The following is a 23,323-nucleotide window of genomic DNA, read 5'->3' as shown; positions in this document are numbered from 1 at the left end:
GCGGTCGGCGAGTGCGCCGCCACGGGGGTGCACGGGGCCAACCGGCTGGCGTCCAACTCGCTGCTCGAGGCCGGCGCCTTCGGGCGCCGCACCGGGCGGGCGGCCGCACAGGCGCGGAGCGGCGCGGGGGCCGTCTCGGCGCCGACGCCGGCGCCTGACCTGAGCCCGGACGCCCTGACGCGGCTGCGCCGGACGATGAGCGCCGGCGCGGGGGTGGTGCGCGACGCGGCGGGCCTGACCCGCGCGCTGGCGGTGCTGGACGATCTGGAGGCGGAGGCCGCCGGGGCCCTGCCGCTGGTCGCGGCGCGGCTGATCGTGGACGCCGCCCTGGCGCGTCGCGAAAGCCGGGGCGGCCACTACCGGAGCGACTTCCCGGGCTCCGCGGCCGAGGCGCGGCACACGCGGCTGCGGGCCCGAATTCCGGCGATGGCCGAATGAGCGGAGAGACCATGATCCGGCGCCTGCCCGACCTGCTGATCGAGCCGGTGGTCCGCATGGCCCTGGCCGAGGACCTCGGCCGCGCCGGCGACCTGACGGGTCAGGCCTGCATCCCCGAAGGCTCGCGCCTGCGGGCGGTGTTCGCGGCGCGCGAGGCCGGCGTGCTGGCCGGCGTCGACTGCGTGCGGCTGGCGCTGCAGGCGCTGGACCCGGGAGCGACCGTCACGATGAAGGCGCGGGACGGGGAGGCGTTCGAGGCCGGCGCGGTGCTGGTCGAGGCGGAGGCCGACGCCCGGGCCTTCCTCGCGGCCGAGCGGACGGCGCTGAACCTGCTGGGCCGGATGTGCGGGATCGCCACCCTGACGCGGGCCTATGTGGACGCCGTGACGGGCACGGGCGCGCGCATCGCCGACACACGCAAGACCACGCCCGGGCTGCGCTCGCTGGAGAAGCACGCGGTGGCCTGCGGCGGTGGGGTCAACCACCGCTTCGGGCTGGATGACGCCATCCTGATCAAGGACAACCACGTGGCCGTGTGCGGCGGGGTGGGCGAGGCGATCCGCCGCGCGCGGGCCGCGGCCGGTCATCTGGTCAAGGTCGAGATCGAGGTTGACGGGCTGGATCAGCTGGACGAGGCGCTGGCCGGACGGCCGGACGTGGTCATGCTGGACAATTTCAGTCTGGAGATGCTGCGCGAGGCCGTGGCCCGGGCGGGAGCCTCGTCCTTCGGGCGGCCGGTGCTGGAAGCGTCGGGCGGGGTGCGGCTCGACACCGTGCGGGCCATTGCGGAGACCGGCGTGGACGTGATTTCGGTCGGGGCCCTGACCCATTCGGCGCGGGCGCTCGACGTGGGGCTGGACGCCGTCTGAAAGCGCGGCCGTAAGGAACAGCCGCGCCCGGGTCCCGTTTCCTGAACACCCAGTTCAAGGAGCGAACCATGACCAAGGCGCCGAAAATTCCCAAGGAACAACGGAGCTTCGCCGGCGACAAGGCGGACGTCTCCGGCGGCAAGTCGGACCGGCGCGACGCTCGGACGGACGTGCGGGACGGCCAGCCGGGCGACGCCGGCATCAACACCGCCGAGCAGGGCCGGTTCGGCGACATCAAGCAGAACACGACCCACCAGGGCTATCAGCAGGACCGCTGAGATGGCCCGGGACGGAGACGCCGTCAGCGCCGCCCGCAGGCGCGCAGCGCCCGTGGCCCCCGTGCGGGAAGAGGATCGCGGGCCGGCGGCGTTCGGCCGGCTCCATGACGGGCCGTTGAATCAGTGGAAGGTCGAGGAGCGACGCGCATGAGCAACAATCAGCACACCCCCGAACCCGTCGACGAAAAACGCTGGGGCGGCCCAGGCTCAAGCCATCAGAACGCGAAGGCGGAGCCGCCGGCGTTCGAGGATCCGCGCGAGGGCGGCCCGACCAATCCGCGCAACAGCAAGGTGTCAGGCGGCGGTGGCGAACGCGATCTGAAGCACAGCCACGACGACGCGCACCGGTCCTCGAAGGGCCACCGCGACGCCTGAGGTCAGGCGGTCGGGCTGGCGGCGGCCGGCGCGGGCGTCGCCGGAGCGGCAGCATCCGGGGCGGTGACCTGCGCGACGGGCGCCGCGGCCGGGGCCGAAGCCGGAGCGCGCTCGGCCGGGGCCGGAGCCTCGCGCCCTTCCTGGGCCAGCAACAGGTTGTAGGCGATGGCGCCGGCGTCGCGCACCGTTCCGGTCGGGTCGAGGCTGGCCTGGATCAGGCGCGGCGCATCGGCGTCGGTGGATGGGCGGGCGGCGTAGGAGAAGGCGGCGCCGGTTCCCGAACGCCCGCCGAAACGGTAGAACAGGTGGTCGCCGACCTGGTTGACCCGCACCAGCGACTGCCTCCACTGCGGCGAGACGCCGGTGGTGTGAAAATGGGTGGCGTTGCCGACCGGGGCGTAGACGCTGCCGGAGAGGGCGGCAGAGGCGATGTCGCGGGCCCGGTTCCAGGCGGCGCGATTGACCCGGCCGCGCATCGAACCGTCGCAGGTGAAGCTGAACTGGCAGCCGGTGCGCCGCCCGGCGCCCTGGAAGACCACGCTGCAGACGCTGTTCGGGAAGGCGCGGTGCCGGACGCGATTGAGGACCACCTGGGCCACAGCCTTCATGCCCTCCCGGCCTTCGCCGCGGGCTTCGTAGTAGACGGCCTGGGTCAGGCATTCGAGATCGCGCGAGGCGTCCAGCGCGCCGCCAAGATGGAACGGCTGGGCCGCGAGCGGACCGGTCAGGCTGACCCGGCGCAGACCGCGATCGGCGGAGCGGGTCCGCAGCTGTTCGAGGCGGGCGGTGAGCAGCGCCGCTTGCCGGTCTCGCTGGGCCGAGCCCGCGACGGTGTAGGGGTCGTGCCGGCGCGCAATGGCCAGGGCGCTTTCATCCAGGCCGCCCGCGGCGGCGGCGAGCGCCTCCTCGGTGAAGCCGGCGGCGGTGGCGCTTTCGATGCGCTCCGCCTGCGCCCGCACGGTCGTCGCCTTCGCCGCGGCCCCGCCCAGATAGGCGCAGCCGATCGCCAAACCCACCATCGCGCCAAACGTCGCCGCCGCCGCGCCGGGCCTGATTCTGGCCTTGCGATCGACAGGGGGTGTCGCACGCGAATGCGAGGGCTTGGGCAAAGGCTCGATCCTGTTCAGCAGGGCGCAGCGCCGCCCCCGGGGTAGTCTCGCGGCCGGGGCGACACGTCGGTCGCGGCCCTGCTGCGGTAGATCGACGGTCGGCGAACAGGCCGACGGTCGAGGACGCGCCTTAAGCCAGCCGTTTGTGGCGCCAATGTGGTTGATTCGCAAGATTGGCGTGTACCGCAACATAGTGGGCGCAGTTGCCTGTATAAGCTGGTTAATGCGCCGTTGACGCTGGAAGACGACGCAAGTGCTGATAGGGAATACTGTATAGGATGACCCCGCCACGACCGCGAGCAGGCTGTCGCCGACTTTTGGAGGATTGGGTAGAGGTCAGATTATTGTCTTTGCGCCGGTCCTGGAGCTGACGCTTGCTTGGGGGACCACAGCCGGAACACCTTCGCCTTGGTGGCGTTCAGGCAGGACATCACAGGAGCCCGTCATGAAACGCACCATCCTGCTACTCGCCTCGACGCTGGCCTTCGCCGGCCTCGCCGCCTGCGGCCACACCATTGAACAGAAGGCCGCCACCGGGGCCGTCGCAGGCGCTCTCGTGGCCGGTCCCGTCGGCGCGGCGGTGGGCGGCGCGGCCGGCGCGGCGGTCGGCCAGGCCGAGAAGCCGAACTGACACAGGCGCCCGTCCGAATGCCGGGCGGAGGGCAGAACTCCGCCTCGCAACCTTGATTTCCGCCCCCATATGGGCTTAGCCCACCCGGCGTTGGCTGAGCGCCGCTCGCCCGCGCCGTTTGCGCATCCGACAAACAATCAAGGACATCGACGACCGCTCGCATGAGAGATCTGAAACAAACCGGCTTCACCGACCGCCTCACCGCCCAGCAGGAAGCCAAGAAGGCCCTGCTCGCCCGCTTCAAGCCGAAGCCCGCCGCGCCCGATCCCGAGTTCGACAAGCTGCAGGCGAAGCGCGCGGCCGAGAAGGAAGCCCTGCGCCAGCAACGTGAACTGGAGAAGGCCGAGGTCCGTCGTCAGAAGGCCGAGGCCGAAGCCGCCCGTCTGGCCGCCGAACGCGAGGCCCAGGAAGCGATCGAGGCCGAGAAGCGCGCGGCCCGCAAGGAGCGCAAGCAGCTGACCAAGGAAGAGCAGAAGGCGGCCCGCGACGCCCGCTACGCCGCGCGCAAGGCGCGCCAGCGCTAGGATTGATTCCTCTGTCTCCGTCATCCTCGGGCTTGACCCGAGGATCAGATGCGGGGTCGGGCTGTGCGGCGGCGACAGCCCTGAGGGAGTGGCCGCGACTCCTTCCACCGGGCGCCGGATGGTCTGATCCTCGGGTCAAGCCCGAGGATGACGGCGGCGGAAATGGCAATTCACGCGCCGCCCAGGCGCTCTGGCTAGGCCTTCAGCCCGGCTTGCCGGGCTGAGCATCGCCCAGCACGGCGGCCAGCTGCTCGCCGGAATAGGGCTTGCGGACGAACGCCCATGGCGCGTCCGCCAGAGCCGCGTCCACGTCGTCGCCGGCGTAGCCCGAAGTCAGGACGATCTTCATGTGCGGCCACGCCCGGGCGCTTTCGCGGGCCAGTTCGATGCCGGTCATGCCCCCCGGCATGACGACGTCCGTCAGCATGATGTCGAAACGCTCTTCCTTGAGCAGTTCGAGAGCGTGGGGCCCGTTCTCGGCCGACCGGACTTCCAGACCCAGCCCCTCGAGAAGCTCCTGGGCCACCGAGGCTACGCCCGGATCATCCTCGACGAGCAGCAGGCGGCGACCGGCGGCCATGGCGCGACGCTCGGACGGCGGCGTATCCGGCTCGACCTTTTCGGTCGCCGTCAGCGGCGGGAGGTAGAGGCGCACTTCGGTGCCCCGGCCGACGGTCGAGGTCACCCGCACGCCGCCGCCGCTCTGCCGCGCGAAGCCGTAGACCTGGCTCAATCCCAGACCCGTCCCCTTGCCGACCGGTTTGGTCGTGAAGAACGGCTCGAAGACGCGTTCCATCACTTCGGGACTCATGCCGGAGCCGTTGTCCGAGACGGTGACGCAGACGTAGTCGCCCGCCGGGAGCTCGGCGATCTCTCCTGCGGCGACGGGACAGTGCAGCGTCTGGACGCTCACCTTGCCGCGATCGCGCAGGGCGTCGCGCGCGTTCACCACGAGATTGAGCAGGGCGGCTTCGAACTGGGCCGGATCGACGCTGACCCGGGCGCCGCCGCGCCGCAGCTTCAGCTTGAAGTCTATCGCCTCGCCCAGCGCCCGCCGGAGCAGGGGCTCGCTCTCGCGGATCAGGCCGTTCAGATCCGTCGGCTCCGGCCGCAGCGCCTGGCGGCGGGAGAAGGCCAGCAGCTGGTGCGTCAGACGCTCGCCGCGGCGGGCCGCCGAAAGCGCCGCCTCGCCGAGCTTCTTCTGACGGGCAAGGTTGTCCGGAGACCTCAGCATCATGTCGAGAGCGCCGATCACGACCGTCAGCAGATTGTTGAAATCGTGCGCCACGCCGCCGGTCAGGCGGCCGACGGCCTCCATCCGCTGGGCGTGCATCAGATCCGCCTCGGCCTTGGCCTTCTCGGCGAGAGCCTCGCCGACCCGTTCCTCCAGCAGCTCGTTGATGCGCTTCAGGTCGTCCTCGGCGCGCTTGGCTTCGGTGACGTCGATATTGGCGCCGACATAACCCTGGAAATGACCGTCGCCGTCGAAGCGCGGAACGCCTTCACAGCGCAACCAGCGTAGTCCCAGCAGCGGATGGTTCACGCGCACCACCGCCTCGAAGCGATCCCGGTCGGCGAAGGCCCGCTGGTAGGCGGCCTCGAAACCCGCCAGCTCCTCCGGATGAGCCAGCCGGCTCCAGCCGTCGTCCAGACCGTCGTCGGCCTTGATACCGAAGAAGGTCCGGAAGCGGCGATTGGCGAAGGTCAGACGGGCTTCCTCGTCGCTCATCCAGATCAGGGCCGGAGCGCTGTCGGCGACGGTCCGGAAGCGGGTCTCCGACTCCTGAAGCCGCGCCTGGGCCTCGCGGATGTCGGTGACGTCGAAGGCCACGCCGACGAAGCCGACGACCTCTCCATCGGCGCCGAGCCTCGGGCGGGAGAACGACTTGAGCCAGCGGTACTCGCCGTCATGACGCAGGTAGCGGGCCTCCATCGAAAACGGCTGGCGCGTCGCCTCGCCGGCCAGCGACTCTTCGAGAATCCTGGGCTGATCGTCTGGATGAATGACGGCCCGCCAGTCGGCCAGCCGCGCTTCCTCGTACGTTCCGCCGTTGAACGCGACATAGGCCTGGTTCACGAAGGCGCGCGTGCGGTCCTGCTGCGTCACCCAGATCAGCACGGGCGCCGTGTCGGCGATGGCCCGGAACCGCTCCTCGCTCTCGCGGAGCTCCGCCTCGGCCCGGGTGCGTTCGATTTCCGTCCAGGTCCGCGCGGCGACCTCCTGGAGAAGCTCCAGCTCGTCGTCGGTCCACTCGCGGACGCTGGAATCGTGGACGTAGAGGAAGGCGCGCAGACGCCCGCCGCGGATCAGGGGCGTACGCATCAGGGACCGGGTCTGCAGGCGTTCGAAGATATCCAGCGCGTCCTGGGTGCGGGGGTCCTCCCGGACGTCAGCTATGCGGATGGACTGGCCGGCGGCGAGATCCCTGATGAGGGGCGCGCCGAGGTCCTCGAGAGAGAATTGGCCGTGTGCGCTGACGACATCGGCGGTCCAATCGCGGCTCATCGTGACCTGCCGGCGCTCCTGATCCACCTCGCCGTACCCCACGCGCTGGGCCTTCAACTCCGATCCGAGTGCGCGTTCCACCTCCACCATGATCGCCTCGGGCGAGGTCAGATCACGCAACGAGTCCGACAGCGCGAGGAGGAACGACTGGCGGCGTTCCTGGCGCGCCAGCGCCGCGATGGCCTCGCGCGTGTCGGTGACGTCGAATGACATGCCGACGTAGCCCTTGAAGGTCCCATGGGCGTCAAACCGCGGATTGACGGCGATCCGCATCCACCGCCAGGTCCCATCGACGCGCCGGAAGCGTGCCTCGAAGCCGTAGGGTTTGTGCTTCGGACGGAAGCGGGCCTGAACCGCATTGACCGAGGCGATGTCGTCGGGGTGGACCGCCTCGCGCCAGACGTGCCCCAGGATGTCCTCCGCAGGACGGCCGTAGAACTGGACGAGGGCTTCGTTGACGAACTCCACCTCGCCCTCGACATTGGTCATCCAGACTGGAGAGGGCGCGGTGTTGGCCATGAGCCGGAAGCGGGCCTCGCTCTCGCGCAGGGCGGCTTCGGCGGCCTTGGCTCCGGAGATGTCGACCACCACGGCGATAAAGCCTTCGACGGCTCCGTCCGGGCCGGTCAGCGCCCGCACGCTGATCACCACCCAGACGGTTGATCCGTCCGGGCGGATGTAGCGCTTCTCCAGCTGGGAGCCGCCCTCGCTGAGCGCCTGTTCCAGCGCGCGGCGGGTCGGCTCGATGTCGTCTGGATGGCTGACCGCTTCGGTGCTCAGGCCGACCACTTCGTCGGGGGAGACGCCCACGATCTCGGCATAGCGCGCGTTGGCGCTCATGATGGAACCGTCCAGCCCGAGGGTGGCGATGCCGGCGGAGGCCTGATCGACCATGGCCTGGAGCTGGGCTTCGCGGCTGCGCAGCGCGGTTTCGGCGGCCCGGGCGTCGGTGACGTCGACGTTGACGCCGATCATGCCGCGGAAGCGCCCATCGGCGTCGACGCGAGGGCGAGCCTCGGTGTGCAGGGTCCGCCAGGCGCCGTCCGCACGGCGGAAGCGGGCCTCGGTCTCGAAGCCGGAACCACGGCTGATCGCGTCCTGCGTCGTGGCGGCGACCTGGGCGCGGTCGTCCTTGTGCAGGAAGGTCGAGAAGTCGACGGGCCCGGTGAGATCGGGCACGCCCCAGAACTCGCGCAGCGCCTGGTTGAGGTGCACGCAGCGTCCTTTCTCGTCGCTCATCCACAACATGACCGGCGCCTGCTCGCTGACCAGGTGCAGTCGGTGTTCGCTCTCGCTGATCCGGTCGGCCGACTCCCGCAGGGCGTCGATCGACGCGTCGAGGCGGCCCAGAACCTTGCGCAGGGAGGCTGCGACGACGGTCGCGAACAGGCCGACGACAATGAAGTTGGTCGTGGCGACGACGCCCAGCCGGTTACGGACTCCGACGCCGACGGCGTTCGATCCCTCCATCATCCCGACGAGCGCCCAGCCCCCGAACAGGCAGGCGACGACCGCCGTGGCGCCGGCTAACCGGCCCCCGGCCAGCGAGGCCACGATGACCGCCGGCAGCAGGATCATGAAGCCGGTGACTTCGCCATAGAAGCTGGCCAGGCTGGCGCGGATGAGCAGCCCCGCGGCGGCCGCGCCGACGCCGATCAGCAGCGACGCCCACCAGGTGCGCGGGCGCACGCGGGCGAGACGCGTCACGCCCGCGTCAATATTCAGTATTCGCCGAAGCACCCCGACCGCGCTCAATTGATCCCCCGCTCGCGCGTACGCGACCTTCCGCAACGTATTGGCTTCATTTGCGTTCCGGCAAGCGCGGCGTTCGGGCCGGCGGCGGCCCGCCTTGCGTCGGGGGCGGGGGCGCCTACCTCCACCGGTGAACCCGCATCTAACGCCAGGAGCTTGCATGACCGCGACGATCGACACCGGCCTCTCGAAGACGGAGCGCACGGATGTGGCGCAGGAACTGACCAAGGTCCTGGCCGACAGCTTCGCGGTCTATCTGAAGACGCACGGCTATCACTGGAACGTGCGCGGGCCGGAGTTCTTCAGCTTCCACAACCTGCTGGAACAGCAGTACCGCGACATCTGGGCCGCGCTGGACGAAATCGCCGAACGCATCCGCGCCCTCGGCGTGCTGGCGCCGCAAAGCAATTCCGCCTTCGGCAATCTGACCTCCATCAAGGACGGCGATCCGGAGAAGGAGGCGACCGCCATGCTGAAGGAGCTGATGCAGGATCACGAAACCCTGATCGCCACGGTACGCCGGGCGTTTGACGCCGCCGACGCCGCCGGCGACGAGGCCTCGGCCGACCTGATGACGCAGCGGCTGGCGGCGCACGAGAAGTTCGCGTGGATGCTGCGATCCACGCTCGGAGGCCGCTAAGGCTTGACCGAGCGGCGTTTTTCGGTCTGAAAACCGCCTCGCTTGGAGCTTATAGCGGCGGCCTGTCCGGCGTCGAAGCCGGAGCTGGGAGTTGGATTTGGCGAGGATCGACTGGACCTCGATGTCGAAGAAGGGCCGCCGGCTGGCCGCCGCCGCGCCCGCCGCGCTGGCCGCCATCGGCGTGGCCATGGCCGCCAGCTCGACCGCCCGTCCGGAGATCGACCGCCGCGCCGAGGCCGTGCGCCGGGTGACCGACGGCGACCTGACCGACAAGGGGCTGGCCGCCCTGACGGCGCGCATGACGCCGTCGCAGCTGGCCATCGCCATGCGCCACGACTCCGGCGAGCGCCGCGCGGCCCTGTACGGCCTGACGCCCGGATGGGAGAGCCTGTCGCTGGGCGGCAAGCCGTCTCTGGACTTCGGCGCCTCGGGCCTCGAGGCCCAGAAGCTGAACGCCGCCATGCCGGTCTCGGGCCTGCTCCGCGCGGCCCGGCCGTTCGCCTTCAAGCCGGCCACGGCCGAGGACCGGCGCCGCGCCATTCGCTGCTTGACCCAGGCCATCTACTATGAGGCGGCGCTGGAGCCGACCGAGGGCCAGGAGGCTGTGGCGCAGGTCGTCCTCAACCGCGTCCGCGATCCCAACTACCCCAACTCCGTGTGCGGCGTGGTCTATGAGGGCGCCGAGCGGGTCACCGGCTGCCAGTTCAGCTTCACCTGCGACGGCTCGCTGGCGCAGGGCCCGGTCGGTTGGGCCTGGAACCGCGCCGCGCGCGTCGCCGAGCGCGCCTTGGCGGGCTACGTGGCGACCAAGGTCGGCACCGCCACCCACTACCACGCCAACTACGTCCATCCGTGGTGGGCTCCGACGCTGAACAAGCTGACCCAGATCGGGGCGCACATCTTCTATCGCTGGAAGGGCGTCTACGGGGAACCGGCGGCGTTCCGCCAGGCCTACTCCGGCCGGGAGCCGCGCATCGACGAGGCCCGCTTCGCCCGCCCGCGCATCCAGATCGTCGCGGAGGCCGACGCCGAAGCCGCCCTGGCCGAAGCCGCCGCCAAGGGAGAAGCCGCCACCCGCACCGTGGTGATCGACGGCCAGACCCGCACCGTCGGCGTGCTCTCGCTCGGCGGCCGGCGGCAGCCGACGCCGGAAGACATCGCCGCCATCAACCAGCGGCTGGCGACCTTCGAGGCCCCCGCCAGAGCCGCCCCGGCCGCCGCGCCGCCCCCCGGGGTGACGGTGATGGACGTCGAGGAAGTGGGCCGCCCCGCCTCCTGACACTCGATCATTGCAACGCTCTTCGGGGCTTGCGCATTGTTGCTGTCCCCGAGTGCGACGCAGCGCCGTTACCGAGGCTCCGTGACCCAGACCGATCCGAACGGCGACTCGTCCGTCGAGCGCCAGCTCGCCCTGACTGTCCAGGCCCTGGCCGAGAGCGAGGCGAGGTTCCGCGCCATCGCGGACTCCATGCCCCAGATGGTGTGGTCGACCCGGCCCGACGGCTTCCACGACTACTACAACGCCCGCTGGTACGAGTTCACCGGCGTGCCCGAGGGCTCGACCGACGGCGAGGCCTGGAACGGCATGTTCCATCCCGACGACCGGGAGCGGGCCCTGGCGCGGTGGAAGCATTCGCTGGAGACGGGCGAGCCCTACGAGATCGAATACCGGCTACGCCGCCACGACGGCGTCTACCGCTGGACGCTGGGCCGGGCCCGCCCCATCCGCAACGAGGCGGGCGAGATCACGCGCTGGTTCGGCACCTGCACCGACATCGACGATCTGAAGCGATCCGATCAGGCCAAGGAGCTGCTCAGCCAGGAGCTCAGCCATCGCATCAAGAACATCTTCGCCGTCGTCTCGGCCCTGATCGCCCTGTCGGCCCGCCAGCACCCCGAGGCCAGGGGGTTCGCCAATGCGGTGCGCACCCGCATCAACGCCCTGGCCCGGGCTCACGAGTTCGTCCGGCCCCACACCGAGACGTCGAGGCCGACGGTCGGTTCGATGACGCTGCACGCCTTTCTGGCCGACCTGTTCAAGGCCTACAGCGACCTGACCGGCGCAACCCGCGTCACCCTCAGCGGCGACGACGCGACCTTCGACGATCAGGCGGCGACATCGGTGGCCCTGCTATTTCACGAACTGGCCACCAACGCGGCCAAATACGGCGCCCTGTCTCTGGAAGGCGGCCGGGTGACGCTGGACACCCGCCATGCGGGCGACCGGTTCATCCTGACCTGGACCGAGACCGGCGGTCCCCCGCTGAGCGGCCCGCCCGCCCGCACCGGGTTCGGCTCGTCGCTGGCCAGCCTGTCGGTCGAGGGCCAGCTGGGCGGTCGGCTGGAACGACACTGGCTGCCGACGGGACTGCAGGTGGTCGCAGATCTTCCCGCCACCGCCCTGTCACGCCGGCGCGCCGCTCAAAATGTCGCATGATGGAACCCGCCCGATAGTCGCGCGCTCCCTCAAGCCGCGCCGAATGTTCGGCGTCCGACTTAGCGACCAGACAGACCGACTGCCATGACTGCCCGCATCCTGATCATCGAAGACGAGGCCCTGGTGGCCATGGAGCTTCGCTTCGTCCTGGAGGACCTCGGCCACGAAGTGGTGGCGACGGTCGCGGATGCCGCCACGGCCCGCCGGATCGTGCGCGAGGAGGACGTCGATCTGGCGCTGGTCGACATCCACCTGTCCGACGGCCCCACCGGCGTGGCGCTCGGCCGCGAGCTCGGTCAGGAGCTCGGCGTCTCGGTGCTGTTCATGACCGCCAATCCCGGCATGGTGCGCGATGGCGTCGCCGGAACCATCGGCGTGCTGTCCAAGCCGACCGACGAGCGCGCCGTGCAGACCGCTGTGGACTACGCCCTGCGCCGCCGAATGGGCCAGCCGGTGCTCTACGCGCCGCCCGAGCTGCAGCTGTTCGGCTAGGAGGCCGGCCTCACCAGACGCCGATCTTCTCGGCTTCCTTGTGTGAGATCGGATGGCCCTGGGCCTTGTGGTCCTGCTCCGCGAGGAAGCGCACCGCCTCCAGCGCGGCCATGCAGCCCATGCCCGCCGCTGTGACGGCCTGACGATAGACGTCGTCGGTCACATCGCCGGCCGCCCAGACGCCCTCGATCGCCGTCGCGGCCGTGCCGGGCTTCACCACCAGATAGCCGCCCTGCTTGGTCTCCAGCTGGCCGGCGAACAGTTCCGATGACGGCGCGTGGCCGATGGCGATGAACACGCCGTCGGCAGTGATTTCGCGCGTCTCGCCGGTCTTGACGTTCTTCAGCCTCGCGCCGGTGACGTTGACGCCGCCCATGTCGTTCGTCTCGCCGAGAATCTCGTCGATGGCCGAGTCCCAGATCACCTCGACCTTCGGATGGGCGAACAGCCGGTCCTGCAGGATGCGTTCGGCGCGGAACTCGTCGCGGCGGTGCACGACGGTCACCTTCGCCGCGAAATTGGTCAGGAACAGCGCCTCCTCGACGGCGGTGTTGCCGCCGCCGACCACGATCACGTCCTTGCCGCGGTAGAAGAAGCCGTCGCAGGTGGCGCAGGCGGAGACCCCGAAGCCCTGATATTTCGCCTCGCTCTCCAGCCCCAGCCACTTGGCCTGGGCGCCGGTGGAAATGATCACCGTCTCGGCCAGCATCTCGGTCCCGGAATCCAGCGTCAGCCGGAACGGCCGCTGCGACAGGTCGGCCTTGACCACGATGTCCTCGACCACCTCGGTGCCGACGTGCTCGGCCTGGGCGCGCATCTGCTCCATCAGCCACGGACCCTGGATCACGTCCGCGAAGCCGGGATAGTTCTCGACGTCGGTGGTGATGGTCAGCTGGCCGCCCGGCTGCAGGCCGGCGATGACCACCGGGCTCAGCATCGCGCGCGCGGCGTAGATGGCGGCGGTCCAGCCGGCGGGGCCGGATCCGATGATGGCGACGCGGACGGTGCGGGGGGTGCTCATGGCGTCTATTTAGGCGCTGATTCCGGTTCGCGCGATGATAGGCTGTGATCCATTCACAGGAGGGCGCCATGGAAGGTCGCAGCCATCTGGGCATAGGCATCGCGCTGGGGGTCGCCATCGGCTCGGCCATCGGGATCGCCATGGACAATCTTGCGCTGGGCATCGGCGTCGGCATCGCCATCGGCGTCGCCTTGGGTGTGGCGATGGACGCGAGCAAGCGCGGCAAGGGAAGCTCCGGAGACAGCTACACGTCGTCCGACGGCGACGGCCGCCACACGGACGGCGCTACTGACGGCGGCGGAAGCGACGGCGGGGGCGGCGACTGACCTTTTCCCTCCCCGTCCCCGGGGAGGGTGGTCGGCGCGCAGCGTCGACCGGATGGGGGCAGCCCCGGTTGCTGATCCGTCTCCAGGCGCGCAATCTACAAGTGCGCGGAGAACTGCGGATGCCTGTCATCGCCAAGGCCCGAGCCATGCGCAAGAGGATGAGCCCTCCAGAAGCTCGCCTCTGGGTTGCTCTTCGACGCCTGCGTGCGCGTGGCTACCACTTCCGGCGCCAGCACCCGATGCTCGGCTTCTATCCCGACTTCGTCTGCCTTGACCGGCAGCTGATTGTCGAGGTCGACGGAGCCGGACAGATTGGCGGGTCGAACAGGACCGGCGGCGGGACGCGGCGTTCGCGCGCGAGGGGTTCACGACGCTGCGGTACGACAACGCTTCGATCCGGGACAATCTGAATGGCGTGGTCGAGGGCATCCTGGCGCACCTTGAGGCGGCCGCCCCCACCCGGCCTCGCCTGCGGCCCGGCCACCCTCCCCGGGACGGGGAGGGAGACGGTTGAGGCGATTCCCCTCCCCGCCCCGGGGAGGGTGGTCGGCGCGCAGCGTCGACCGGGTGGGGCGGCCGCCTACTCGCGCCCCGTCCGCTCCAGCACAGCCCGCGCCGCCCGCTCCGTCTCGTCGAGCGGCTCATAGGTCCAGTCCTCCAGCGTCCCGTCGAACGGCCGCGCCGCGCCGCGTTCGCGCAGATCGGCGTGCAGGCGCGCGAACTTGTCGGCTGGCTTCAGCGGGATCATCGGCAGGATGTGCACGGGCGCGCCGGTCGAGGCCGCCTCGGCCGCCATATTGGCGCTGTCCTCGGTGACCAGCACATGGTCGGCGAAATGCAGGAAGGCGAAATAGGGGTTGGGGCCGGTCCCGTCCCAGATCAGGCCGGGCAGGTGGGCCAGCCGGGCGGTCATCACCCGTTTGGCCGCCTCGGGCGTCCGGCGCGAGAAGGTCAGCATCAGCGATCCCCCGGCTTCGGCGACGGCGGTCGCGATCCGGTCTGCCAGTTCGGCGGCGTGGCTCTCGGGCAGGTCGAAGGCCATGGAGCGCCCGCCGATCAGCGCCGCCACGCGAGGGCGGGGAAGGGGGGAGAGCGCCGCCTCGAACGCGGCCGCGCCTTCCGCCAGCCGTGTCGGCGTAACCCGGTGGGGGGAGCCGGTGATGGACAGCACATTGGGTCCGGCCGCGCCGTCGTGCGCGGGCGCGACAACCAGATCATAGGCCTGCGTCTTCCAGCGCGGATCCTGGGTCTGGACGACGAAGGTGCGGCCGCCCGATCGCGCCTTGACCCGCGCCGACAGCGGCAGGGTCGCGCGCCCGGTGGCGATCCATAAATCCGGCCACTCCTCGCCGGGGCTCGGCGTAACCGGATCGGACGACGGGTCCAGCATCCACGGGGCCTTCAGCGCCGATGGCAGCTTGTCGAACGCGCCGCGCCAGCGGATGCGTTTCACGGTGATCTGCGCCGACGTCAGCCGCTGCAAGGCTTCGGCCAGGCCCAGGGCCTGGTTCTCGATGCCGGCGCGTCCGTCGGACACGACCCAGATGGACAGGGGGGAGGTCACGCCGGGTCGGGGCGAGGATTCCAGCACATGGCCTCGACCTTGTTGCCGTCCGGGTCGCGCAGGAAGGCGGCGTAATAGCCGGGCGCATACTCCGGCCGGGGACCGGGCGCGCCATCGTCGAACCCTCCGGCCGCCAGTCCGGCCGTGTGGAACGCGGCCACCGCCGCGATGTCGGGCGCGTTGAAGCAGACATGGGTTCCGTTGCCGGCGATGGCCCGCTTGCCGTCGTGGGGTTGCGCCGCCCAGAATTCGGGAAAGGTCCGGCCGTAGCCGATGCCTGCGCCATGCTCCATGAGCCGGCGCGCGCCGATGGTCGCCAGGACGGCGTCGTAGAACAGACCGGCGCGATGGACGTCCGTGACGCCGACCGAAACGTGCGACACCAGCGGAGCGCGCGTTTCGGTACCGGTCATCGGCCTATTTCCACTCGACCTTGAGGATTTCGTACGCCTTGACGCCGCCGGGGGTGTTGACCTCGACCACGTCGCCGACCTCCTTGGAGATCATCGAGCGGGCGATCGGCGAGGAGACGGAGATCTTGCCCGCCTTCACGTCGGCTTCGTGCTCGCCGACGATCTGGTAGCGGCCTTCTTCCTCGGTGTCCTCGTCGACCACGGTGACCGTGGCGCCGAACTTCACCTGGTTGCCGCTCAGCTTCGACACGTCGATGACCTGGGCGCGGCTGATCTTGTCCTCGATCTCGGCGATCTGGCCCTCGATCCAGCCCTGACGCTCCTTGGCGGCGTGATACTCGGCGTTTTCGGACAGGTCGCCGTGTTCGCGCGCCTCCGAAATGGCCGCGATGACGCTCGGCCTCTCGACCGACTTCAATTGCTTCAACTGATCGTCGAGGGCGCGATAGCCCTCGGCCGTCATCGGCACTTTTTCCATATGTCGTGAGTTTCTTGGCTAGCCCGACTGACAGACTTACTCGGCACAGAGGTCGCTGGGCGCACGCGACCGGCCCAAGAGGGTAGGGCGCCCTGAGCCGCGGTTCAAGGCCCCCTTCAGATCGACCGGGACGCCGTCCGGCCGCGGCCGCGTCCGCGGACCTGCCGGATCAGGCTCCAGGCCAGCCAGGCCACGGCCGAGAGGCCCACGGCCATGAACAGGCCGGACAGCAACAGCACGCCCGCCGCCATGAAGGCGAGGACGAAGGCGACGGCGGCGGCGAGGGCGGCGATGACTTGAACGGTTTTCAGGCGCATGGCTCGTTAACGGTTCGGCCCCGCCGGGGTTGCGGTCCGGTTCCGGACAGTGACCGGTTTCGCCAGACTGTGTCCCCGGCGCCGACAGGCTCAGGCGTAGCTGTAGGGGCCGCCCCGCTCCAGGGCGCGCTGATACGCCGGGCGCGCGTGGATCCGCTCAAGGAACGCCCTCAGCCGCGGCTTGTCGGAACCGTAGCCGACCCGGCTGCCCGCCGCCTCGACGGGGAAGCTCATCATGATGTCGGCGGCCGAGAAGGCGTCGCCCGCGAACCACTCCGACCGGGCCAGTTCGGCCTCCCAATACGCCGTATGCGCCGCGATCTGGGGATCGATCATGCGGTCGTCCATGCCGCGCGCTATGCCCCGGGCGACGGGCCGCGCCAGCAGGGGAACCCGCTTCGGAATCTGGCTGAAGATCAGCTTCAGCAGCAGCGGCGTCATGGCCGAACCCTCGGCGTAGTGCAGCCAGTAGGTGAAGCGCCGCCCCTCCGCCGTGCCCCGCGCCGGCCGCAGGGCAGAGCCGCCGTGCGTCTCGAGCAGGTATTCGACGATGGCCCCGGTCTCCGCCATCCGCACCTCGCCGTCGTCGACGACCGGCGACTTGCCCAGCGGATGGACGGCCCTCAGCTCCGGCGGCGCCAGCAAGGTCTGCGCGTCGCGCTGATAGCGCTTCACCTCATAGCCGACGCCGAGTTCCTCCAGCAGCCACAGCACCCGCTGCGAGCGGGAGTCGTTCAGATGGTGGACGGTGATCATGACGACGGCTCCGCTTGAGGGCGGCAGTTAGCGGACCTTACGCGGCGTCGGTCCAGAGAAATTCAGTCCGCGGCGTGGACGGCCACCACCTGGCTCAGCTCCGACACGCCGCCGGGAGAGAAGGCCTCGACGGCGAACCAGTAGTCGACGCCGGTGGTGAGGGCGCGGACCTCGAGGCCGCCGCCGCGGTCGCGCAGGTCGTCGGCGTAGATCTGATACGTCAGGAACAGCCGGTTCGGGGCGACGCCCCAGCGGACGTTGTAGCCCAGCGCGCCGGGGACCGGATTGAAGCGGACGACGGCGTTGCGCTGGTCGGCGCCGCGCTCGATCGTCACGCCGGAGGGGGGCGCGGGGGCCGGTTCCCCGGAGGTCCCGAACACCCGCAGGTCGGAGATGGCCAGATGGGCGGCGGCGACCTCGCCATGCTCGTAGCGGATGAAGCGGGCGTCGACCGGCCGGTCGCCCTCGACATAGGCGTTGGGCCGGTCGCGTCGGGAGTCGGACAGGTCGGCGAAGACGCGCCAGTCGGAGCCGTCCGCCGACCACAGGATGCGGAAGCGGGTGCGGATGTCGGGGCGCTCCGCATAGATGCCGGACTGATGGTCGGCGTAGTTGACCTGCACCGCATGGACCCGCTTCACGCCGCCGAGGTCCAGCGTCAGCGTCTCGCCCGGGCGGTTCGCGCCCGCGACCCAGAAGGTGCGCGGGTTCTCGTCGACGGCGCGGTCGGCGGTGAACTCGCCGTCGGTCGAGGAGGCGGTGGCGGCGGCCCTGTAGGACAGCGGGAACCAGCCGGTGAACAGGCTCTCCGGGTCGTCCACCTTCCCCGTCGGCATGCGCTGCGGATAGTCGCCGAAGCGGCTTGTGAAATGCATCTGGCCGTCGCGCGTGAAGCCGCCCGGGAACATCGCGATGCGCCGCTCGAAGGTCCAGTTGTGGCCGATCCACGGCGTGCCGGTGTTCCACCAGTTGCCGTGGCGATCCTGGAAGGTGGAGCCGTGGCCCGCCCCCTCGACGAAGCCGCCGGGCTTGTAGCTGATGGGGTTGTACGGCGCGTATTCGAACGGACCGAGCGGCTGGTCGGAAACCCAGACGCCGTTGGCGTAGGCATTGTACTCGGTGCCCGGCGCCCCGTACTGCAGGTAGTAGCGCCCGCCGTGCTTCGTCATCCAGGCGCCCTCGATATAGGGCTTGATGGGCGTGCCGTCGGGCAGGCCGCCGGAGTGGTCCTCGCCGAACCGCTCCCAGCCGTGCAGGTCAGGCTCCAGTCCGCGCAGCCGCACCGGCTCGCCGAGGAAGCGCACCGGCGGGGCCGGATCGATCTCCGAGGCGTAGAGCGGATAGACGTTGGACGAGCCCCAGTAGAGGTACCACTTCCCGTCGTCATCGATGAACAGGGCCGGGTCCCACGGCCCCGGCGGCAGCTTGTCGGCGGGGAGACCGGCGTCGCCGTATCGGCCTTCCTCGCCGCGGCTGACCGCGCCCGGCACCGGCGGCAGCTCGCGGGTGTGCCAGTCCCAGAGACCGGTCTCCGGATGCTCGCTGACCAGCAGCGGCCGGGGCTCGAAGGCCGACTGCATCAGGTAGAGACGCTCGCCGTCCGACACCGCCGCGGGCGCGACGTGGCCGTCGAACGGCCACTTGTTCGGCTGCACATAGGTCCAGTCGAGCAGGTTTTCCGAGGTCCAGTAGCCGTCCGCCAGGGTCTGGAAGAGGAAATAGCGATCGCGGTGCAGGACGACGACCGGATCGGCTCCGGTGCGGTAGCTGACGCCCCGATGCGTCTGCTCGAAATTGTATTTGTAGTCGACGTCGACCGGGTTGGCCCAGGTGCGGGGGCGGGGTTCCTGCGCGGCGGCGGGGGCTGTCAGCAGGGCGGCGGCGAGGGCGGTCAGGATCGGCAGTCGCATGCCGGCGGGTGTAGCACGCGCCTCAGGCTGTTGAGTTCACGAGCGGTTTCGCCCAGACCTTGGCGATGACGCCGAACGAGCCCGCCCCCGACACAACGACCGAGCCCCGCCTGACCTCGCTCGCCCACGGCGGCGGCTGCGGCTGCAAGATCGCGCCGGCGGTGCTGCAGGACATCCTCAGGGGCATGCCGCAGGCCGCGCCCTTCGCCGATCTGCTGGTCGGGACCGAGACCAGCGACGACGCCGCGGTCTGGCGCCTCAACGACCAGCAGGCGCTGGTGGCCACGACCGACTTCTTCATGCCGGTGGTCGACGATCCGTTCCACTTCGGCCAGATCGCCGCGACCAACGCCCTGTCGGACGTCTACGCCATGGGGGGGACGCCGATCTTCGCCCTCGCCATCGTCGGCATGCCGGTCAATGTGCTGTCGACCCATACCATCGGCCGGATCCTGCAGGGCGGCGCGGAGGCCTGCCGGGCCGCGGGCGTGCCGGTCGCCGGCGGGCATTCCATCGACAGCGTCGAGCCGATCTACGGCCTCGTGGCCCTCGGCCTCGTCCATCCCGGTCAGGTGCTGACCAACCGGGGCGCAAGGCCCGGCGACGTCCTGCTGTTGACCAAGGCGCTGGGCGTGGGCGTGCTCAGCGCGGCCTTCAAGCAGGACCGGCTGGGCAAGGACGGCTACCGGACCCTGAAGGACACGACCACCCGGCTCAACAGCCTCGGCGCCAGGCTGCCGGGTCAGCCCGGCGTGCATGCGGTCACCGACGTCACCGGTTTCGGACTGCTGGGGCACGCCCTCGAGATGGCCCGGGGCGCGGGAGCGACGGTCGAGATCACCTCGAACCCGCCGACCCTGCCGGGTGTCGTCGATCTGCTGAGGGAGGGCGTCCGCACCGGCGCCTCGGGCCGCAATTGGGCCAGCTACGGCGGCGAGGTCGAGCTGCCGGAGCGCCTCGAGGACTGGCGCCGCGACCTTCTCACCGATCCCCAGACCTCCGGCGGACTGCTGATCGCCGTGGCCGAGGCCGAGGTGGCGGCGGTTCAGGGGCTGGCCCGCATCGAGGGCTTCTCGGCCCAGCCCGTCGGCCGGGTGGCCGAGGGTCCGCCGCGGGTCCGCGTCGTCTCATGATCCGGCGCACCGTCGACCTGTCGCCGCAGGCCCGCGACGGCTTCGACGCCATCCTCGACGTGCGCAGCCCCGCCGAGTTCGCGCTCGACCACATCCCCGGCGCGATCAACCTGCCGGTGCTCGACGACGATCAGCGCGCCGCGGTGGGGACCGAATATGTGCAGGGTTCGAAATTCCTCGCCCGCCGCACCGGCGCGGCCATGGTCGCCCGCAACATCGCGGCCCATCTCGAAGGGCCGCTCGGCGACCGCGACGGCTCCTTCCGCCCGCTGGTCTATTGCTGGCGCGGCGGCCAACGCTCGGGCGCCATGGTCACGGTGATGGACCAGGTCGGATGGCCGGTCACCGTGCTGGACGGCGGCTACCAGACCTGGCGGCGGCAGGTGAAGGCGGCCCTCTACGATGAGCGGTTGCCGCACCGGCTGGTGCTGATCGACGGGCCGACGGGCTCGGGCAAGACTGCGCTGCTGCACGCCCTCTCCGCGCGCCGCGTGCAGATACTGGACCTCGAGGCCCTCGCCGCCCATCGCGGCTCCCTGTTCGGGGCCATGCCCGGCGGGCAGCCGTCGCAGAAGGCCTTCGAGACCCGCCTGCACGACGCCCTCTCCCGCCTCGATCCGGCCCGTCCGACCGTCGTCGAGGCCGAAAGCAGCAAGATCGGCGCGCGGGTCATCCCGCCGTCGCTGTGGACGGCCATGGCCCGCGCCGGCGTCGTCGAGATCGAGGCGCCGGTGGAGGCGCGCGTCGACTTCACGCTGCGGACCTACGCCGCCATCGCGGCCGATCCGGAGGCGCTGGACAGGGCCCTGACCCGCCTGCCGCGTCATCATGCGAAGACGACCATCGCGGAGTGGCGGGCCCTCGCCGCCGCCGGCGATCTCGAGCCGCTGGTCCGCCAACTGATCGAGGCCCACTACGATCCCGCCTACCGCCGCACGGGCGCGGTCCGGGGGCGGGCGGTGCTGAACCGGCTGACCCTGCCGGAGCTGACGCCCGCCGGTCTGGAGAACGCGGCGGGCGCCCTCGTTTCCGCGCTCGACGCTGGCGCGGACCCGGCCTAGCTTCCGGGCATGACCCGCTCCCGCACCGCCGCCCTGATGTCGTCCCTGAGCCTGAGGGTGCTCGTCGCCCTCGTCGCGGGCCTGCTCGCCGGCGCGGCGGCCCAGGCCTGGGGCATCCCCGGCGGAACCGGCACGGTCGCGGTGGTCGAAGGCTTCGGCCAGCTGTGGCTCAACGCCCTGCGCATGACCATCATCCCGCTGGTCTTCGCCCTGCTGGTGACCGGCATCGCCTCCATCGCCGACGCGGCGGCGACCGGACGGCTGGCCCTGAGGGCGGTGGTGGTCTTCGCCCTGCTGCTCCTCGGCGCCACGGTCTACGGCATCCTCGCCTCGGAGGGTCTGCACGCGGTCTGGCCCATCGATCCCGAAGGCGGCCGGCTGCTGCTGTCCGGCGCGACCGGCGACGCCGTGGTGCGCGAGAACGTCGGCGGCGGCGGACTGTCCGCCTTCCTGACCAGCCTCGCCCCGTCAAATCCGATCCGCGCCGCCGCCGACGACGCCATCCTCGGCATCGTAGTCTTCGCCATCGTCTTCGGCTTTGCGGCCACCCGTCTGCCGGAGCGCCTGCGCCAGCCCCTGACCGTCTTCTTCGAGGCGGTGGCCGAGACCATGATCGTCATCGTTCACTGGGTGCTGCTGGCGGCCCCGATCGGCGTCTTCGCCCTGTCGCTCGGCGTCGGTCTGCGGGCCGGCCTCGGCGCCGCCGGGGTGCTGGGCCACTACATCGCCATCGTGGTGCTGGCGCTCGTCGGCCTGATCCTGCTGACCTACGTGGTCGCCGTGGTCTGGGGCCGGGTCGGGCTCGGACGGTTCGCCCGCGCCGCCGCCCCGGCGCAGGTCGTCGCCTTTTCAACCCAGTCCTCGCTCGCCTGCCTGCCGGTGATGGTCGAGCGCGCCCGCGACCGCCTCGGCGTCTCGGCGGCGACGGCGGGCCTCGTCCTGCCGCTGGCCGTGGCGGTGTTCCGCATCACCTCGACGGTCGCCAACCTCGCCGTCTGTATCTACGTCGCCCACCTGTACGGCATCCCGCTGAGCCCCGGCGTGCTGATCGCCGGCGGCGTCACCGCCCTGGCCATCAGCGTCGGCACCGTCGGCCTGCCGGGTCAGGTCAGCTTCTTCGCCTCCATCGCCCCCATCGCCATCGTCATGGGCCTGCCGCTGGAGGTCCTGCCGCTGTTGCTGGCCGTCGAAGTCGTGCCCGACATCTTCCGCACCATCGGCAACGTCACCGCCGACCTCGCCGCCGCGCGGATCGTCGAGGGCCGGGATGCGACGGCGGACCCGGAAGCGGCGTCGGGGATCTAGGCCGCGGCGCGTGTCCGCTCACCCACGGCTGCCCTTGTCGCCCGCTTCGGACGCCGCCCGGCGGACCTCGCGTTCCGCCGCCGCATCCCACATCCGCTCCAACGCCTCGACCGCCTGGGCCAGAGCGCGCGCCTCCGCGGCGCGGCCCTCGCCGACCAGCCAGGTGGCGCGTTGCAGGGCGAGAGCGATCGATAGCTCCGGGTCGAGCGATGACGCATCGGGAAGGTCCGTCAGCGCCGTCAGCGGCCCGAGCCCCGGACCGGGCCCGTCGTCTCCGCCCCGGACCGGTTTCAGGTCCAGCTGGTCGGCGATCCTCCTGCGGGTCCAGCCTTCCGCCAGGGCCCGGCGTCGCAGGTTCGACAGGCCGACATCGAACCGGCGCGCGACCGACGGCGCGGACTCTCCCGCCACATAGGCCTTTCGGACCTGCGCCCAGGTCTCCGGGCCGCGATATTTGCGCAGACGGTAGTGCTCCATACAGGGAGGATCGCACGCCGCTACGTCAGAAGCGGACGCATGGCTGGCCGGCCACCCCGCCCCACCCACCGCCGTCATCCTCGGGCTTGAGCCGAGGACCAGACCGTCCGGTGCTGCGTCGACGATAGCACGGGGGCGCTCGCCGGGCCGCCGCCAACACACGGCGCGCGTCCACGTCTGATCCTCGGGTCAAGCCCGAGGATGACGGGCCGGGGAGGGAAATCTACTCCCCCTCTTTCGCCTCGTCCTCCAGACGCGCAAGAAGCGCCGCCACCCCGCACTCGTCCTCGACCAGCAGCCGGGGATCGTCCTGCTCGCCGCGAAGAAACGGATACAGGTCCCGCCATTCAGGGTTCCTCCCCTCGATCAGCTGCATCTTCCACGGCCGGCGCCAGCTCTTGAGGGCCTTCTCCCGATGGATGGCGGAGGTCACCCGCTCAAACGGCTGGTACCAGACGAGGATGTTGCAGCCGTGGCGTTTCGTAAACGCGCTACCCTCGCCTGCTCGATG

At 70.6% G+C, this 23,323-nt stretch carries 25 protein-coding genes and 2 pseudogenes; 16 read left to right on the top strand and 11 right to left on the bottom strand.

Annotation, left to right across the window (positions count from 1 at the left end; all coding sequences use genetic code 11):
• The 4 genes and pseudogenes from VEC04_RS13185 to VEC04_RS13170 all read left to right on the top strand — a co-directional run.
• Positions 1 to 438, top strand: a pseudogene (locus tag VEC04_RS13185) (L-aspartate oxidase); the annotation flags it as partial.
• Between the two features lie 11 nt (positions 439 to 449).
• Complete coding sequence (nadC, locus tag VEC04_RS13180; protein ID WP_324777450.1) at positions 450 to 1,307, top strand: carboxylating nicotinate-nucleotide diphosphorylase; 858 nt, start codon at positions 450 to 452, stop codon at positions 1,305 to 1,307.
• A gap of 68 nt (positions 1,308 to 1,375) precedes the next feature.
• Positions 1,376 to 1,585 carry a hypothetical protein gene (locus tag VEC04_RS13175; protein WP_324777449.1) on the top strand — a complete coding sequence of 70 codons (210 nt, stop codon included), beginning with the start codon at positions 1,376 to 1,378 and terminating at the stop codon, positions 1,583 to 1,585.
• Between the two features lie 147 nt (positions 1,586 to 1,732).
• Positions 1,733 to 1,960 carry a hypothetical protein gene (locus VEC04_RS13170; protein WP_324777448.1) on the top strand — a complete coding sequence of 76 codons (228 nt, stop codon included), beginning with the start codon at positions 1,733 to 1,735 and terminating at the stop codon, positions 1,958 to 1,960.
• Between the two features lie 2 nt (positions 1,961 to 1,962).
• On the opposite strand, the gene VEC04_RS13165 is transcribed toward VEC04_RS13170, so the two are convergent.
• A complete protein-coding gene (locus VEC04_RS13165) occupies positions 1,963 to 2,979 on the bottom strand; it encodes a cell wall hydrolase (protein WP_324777447.1) in 1,017 nt (338 codons plus the stop codon).
• A gap of 535 nt (positions 2,980 to 3,514) precedes the next feature.
• Here VEC04_RS13165 and VEC04_RS13160 point away from each other — a divergent pair.
• On the top strand, positions 3,515 to 3,700 hold the full coding sequence (locus VEC04_RS13160) for a hypothetical protein (RefSeq protein WP_324777446.1): 186 nt from the start codon (positions 3,515 to 3,517) through the stop codon (positions 3,698 to 3,700).
• Positions 3,701 to 3,861: 161 nt separating this feature from the next.
• A complete protein-coding gene (locus tag VEC04_RS13155; RefSeq protein WP_324777445.1) occupies positions 3,862 to 4,224 on the top strand; it encodes a DUF6481 family protein in 363 nt (120 codons plus the stop codon).
• A 202-nt stretch (positions 4,225 to 4,426) separates the two neighbouring features.
• Here VEC04_RS13155 and VEC04_RS13150 read toward each other — a convergent pair whose 3' ends face one another.
• On the bottom strand, positions 4,427 to 8,437 hold the full coding sequence (locus VEC04_RS13150; protein ID WP_324777444.1) for a PAS domain S-box protein: 4,011 nt from the start codon (positions 8,435 to 8,437) through the stop codon (positions 4,427 to 4,429).
• 205 nt (positions 8,438 to 8,642) lie between these two features.
• On the opposite strand from VEC04_RS13150, the gene VEC04_RS13145 reads away from it, so the two are divergent.
• The 4 genes from VEC04_RS13145 (at position 8,643) to VEC04_RS13130 (ending at position 12,051) form a co-directional block, all read left to right on the top strand.
• Complete coding sequence (locus VEC04_RS13145) at positions 8,643 to 9,122, top strand: Dps family protein (RefSeq protein WP_324777443.1); 480 nt, start codon at positions 8,643 to 8,645, stop codon at positions 9,120 to 9,122.
• A 97-nt stretch (positions 9,123 to 9,219) separates the two neighbouring features.
• Positions 9,220 to 10,401, top strand: a complete 1,182-nt coding sequence (locus tag VEC04_RS13140) for a cell wall hydrolase (protein ID WP_324777442.1) — start codon at positions 9,220 to 9,222, stop codon at positions 10,399 to 10,401.
• A gap of 81 nt (positions 10,402 to 10,482) precedes the next feature.
• The gene (locus VEC04_RS13135) at positions 10,483 to 11,559 is read left to right on the top strand and encodes a sensor histidine kinase (RefSeq protein WP_324777441.1); all 1,077 of its coding nucleotides are present in this window, start codon (positions 10,483 to 10,485) and stop codon (positions 11,557 to 11,559) included.
• A gap of 84 nt (positions 11,560 to 11,643) precedes the next feature.
• A complete protein-coding gene (locus VEC04_RS13130) occupies positions 11,644 to 12,051 on the top strand; it encodes a response regulator (RefSeq protein WP_324777440.1) in 408 nt (135 codons plus the stop codon).
• Between the two features lie 10 nt (positions 12,052 to 12,061).
• On the opposite strand, the gene trxB is transcribed toward VEC04_RS13130, so the two are convergent.
• Entirely contained in the window at positions 12,062 to 13,072 is a 1,011-nt protein-coding gene (gene trxB / locus VEC04_RS13125; protein WP_324777439.1) for a thioredoxin-disulfide reductase, read from the bottom strand.
• 68 nt (positions 13,073 to 13,140) lie between these two features.
• Here trxB and VEC04_RS13120 point away from each other — a divergent pair, with 68 nt between their 5' ends.
• The 3 genes from VEC04_RS13120 (at position 13,141) to VEC04_RS14215 (ending at position 13,912) form a co-directional block, all read left to right on the top strand.
• Entirely contained in the window at positions 13,141 to 13,398 is a 258-nt protein-coding gene (locus VEC04_RS13120; RefSeq protein WP_324777438.1) for a hypothetical protein, read from the top strand.
• 119 nt (positions 13,399 to 13,517) lie between these two features.
• Entirely contained in the window at positions 13,518 to 13,808 is a 291-nt protein-coding gene (locus tag VEC04_RS14220) for an endonuclease domain-containing protein (RefSeq protein ID WP_414642679.1), read from the top strand.
• A complete protein-coding gene (locus tag VEC04_RS14215; protein WP_414642680.1) occupies positions 13,772 to 13,912 on the top strand; it encodes a hypothetical protein in 141 nt (46 codons plus the stop codon). Before VEC04_RS14220 ends, VEC04_RS14215 begins: the two co-directional genes overlap by 37 nt.
• A gap of 66 nt (positions 13,913 to 13,978) precedes the next feature.
• Here the strand turns inward: VEC04_RS14215 and VEC04_RS13115 are convergent, their stop codons facing one another.
• The 6 genes from VEC04_RS13115 to VEC04_RS13090 form a co-directional block, all read right to left on the bottom strand.
• A complete protein-coding gene (locus VEC04_RS13115; RefSeq protein WP_324777437.1) occupies positions 13,979 to 14,962 on the bottom strand; it encodes a mitochondrial fission ELM1 family protein in 984 nt (327 codons plus the stop codon).
• Positions 14,959 to 15,375 carry a VOC family protein gene (locus VEC04_RS13110; RefSeq protein ID WP_324777436.1) on the bottom strand — a complete coding sequence of 139 codons (417 nt, stop codon included), beginning with the start codon at positions 15,373 to 15,375 and terminating at the stop codon, positions 14,959 to 14,961. Before VEC04_RS13110 ends, VEC04_RS13115 begins: the two co-directional genes overlap by 4 nt.
• A gap of 4 nt (positions 15,376 to 15,379) precedes the next feature.
• Entirely contained in the window at positions 15,380 to 15,853 is a 474-nt protein-coding gene (greA, locus tag VEC04_RS13105) for a transcription elongation factor GreA (RefSeq protein WP_324777435.1), read from the bottom strand.
• Between the two features lie 116 nt (positions 15,854 to 15,969).
• Positions 15,970 to 16,170, bottom strand: a complete 201-nt coding sequence (locus tag VEC04_RS13100; RefSeq protein WP_324777434.1) for a hypothetical protein — start codon at positions 16,168 to 16,170, stop codon at positions 15,970 to 15,972.
• A 90-nt stretch (positions 16,171 to 16,260) separates the two neighbouring features.
• Positions 16,261 to 16,926, bottom strand: coding sequence for a glutathione S-transferase (locus VEC04_RS13095; protein WP_324777433.1), 666 nt, complete (start codon positions 16,924 to 16,926; stop codon positions 16,261 to 16,263).
• 62 nt (positions 16,927 to 16,988) lie between these two features.
• Entirely contained in the window at positions 16,989 to 18,836 is a 1,848-nt protein-coding gene (locus VEC04_RS13090) for a family 43 glycosylhydrolase (protein WP_324777432.1), read from the bottom strand.
• A gap of 65 nt (positions 18,837 to 18,901) precedes the next feature.
• Between VEC04_RS13090 and selD the strand changes: the two genes are divergently transcribed.
• The 3 genes from selD to VEC04_RS13075 are packed head-to-tail and all read left to right on the top strand — an operon-like array spanning position 18,902 to position 22,335.
• Complete coding sequence (selD, locus tag VEC04_RS13085; RefSeq protein WP_324777431.1) at positions 18,902 to 19,969, top strand: selenide, water dikinase SelD; 1,068 nt, start codon at positions 18,902 to 18,904, stop codon at positions 19,967 to 19,969.
• Complete coding sequence (gene mnmH, locus VEC04_RS13080; RefSeq protein ID WP_324777430.1) at positions 19,966 to 21,030, top strand: tRNA 2-selenouridine(34) synthase MnmH; 1,065 nt, start codon at positions 19,966 to 19,968, stop codon at positions 21,028 to 21,030. The genes selD and mnmH overlap by 4 nt, the downstream gene beginning before the upstream one ends.
• 9 nt (positions 21,031 to 21,039) lie before the next feature.
• Positions 21,040 to 22,335 carry a dicarboxylate/amino acid:cation symporter gene (locus VEC04_RS13075; RefSeq protein ID WP_324777429.1) on the top strand — a complete coding sequence of 432 codons (1,296 nt, stop codon included), beginning with the start codon at positions 21,040 to 21,042 and terminating at the stop codon, positions 22,333 to 22,335.
• Positions 22,336 to 22,353: 18 nt separating this feature from the next.
• Here the strand turns inward: VEC04_RS13075 and VEC04_RS13070 are convergent, their stop codons facing one another.
• Both VEC04_RS13070 and VEC04_RS13065 read right to left on the bottom strand, forming a co-directional pair.
• Complete coding sequence (locus VEC04_RS13070) at positions 22,354 to 22,812, bottom strand: hypothetical protein (protein WP_324777428.1); 459 nt, start codon at positions 22,810 to 22,812, stop codon at positions 22,354 to 22,356.
• A 223-nt stretch (positions 22,813 to 23,035) separates the two neighbouring features.
• Positions 23,036 to 23,323, bottom strand: a pseudogene (locus tag VEC04_RS13065) (hypothetical protein); the annotation flags it as partial.

The sequence above is a fragment of the Brevundimonas sp. genome, assembly GCF_035626535.1.
Taxonomy (GTDB): Bacteria; Pseudomonadota; Alphaproteobacteria; order Caulobacterales; family Caulobacteraceae; genus Brevundimonas.
This window is presented reverse-complemented; position numbering and strand designations above follow the sequence as displayed.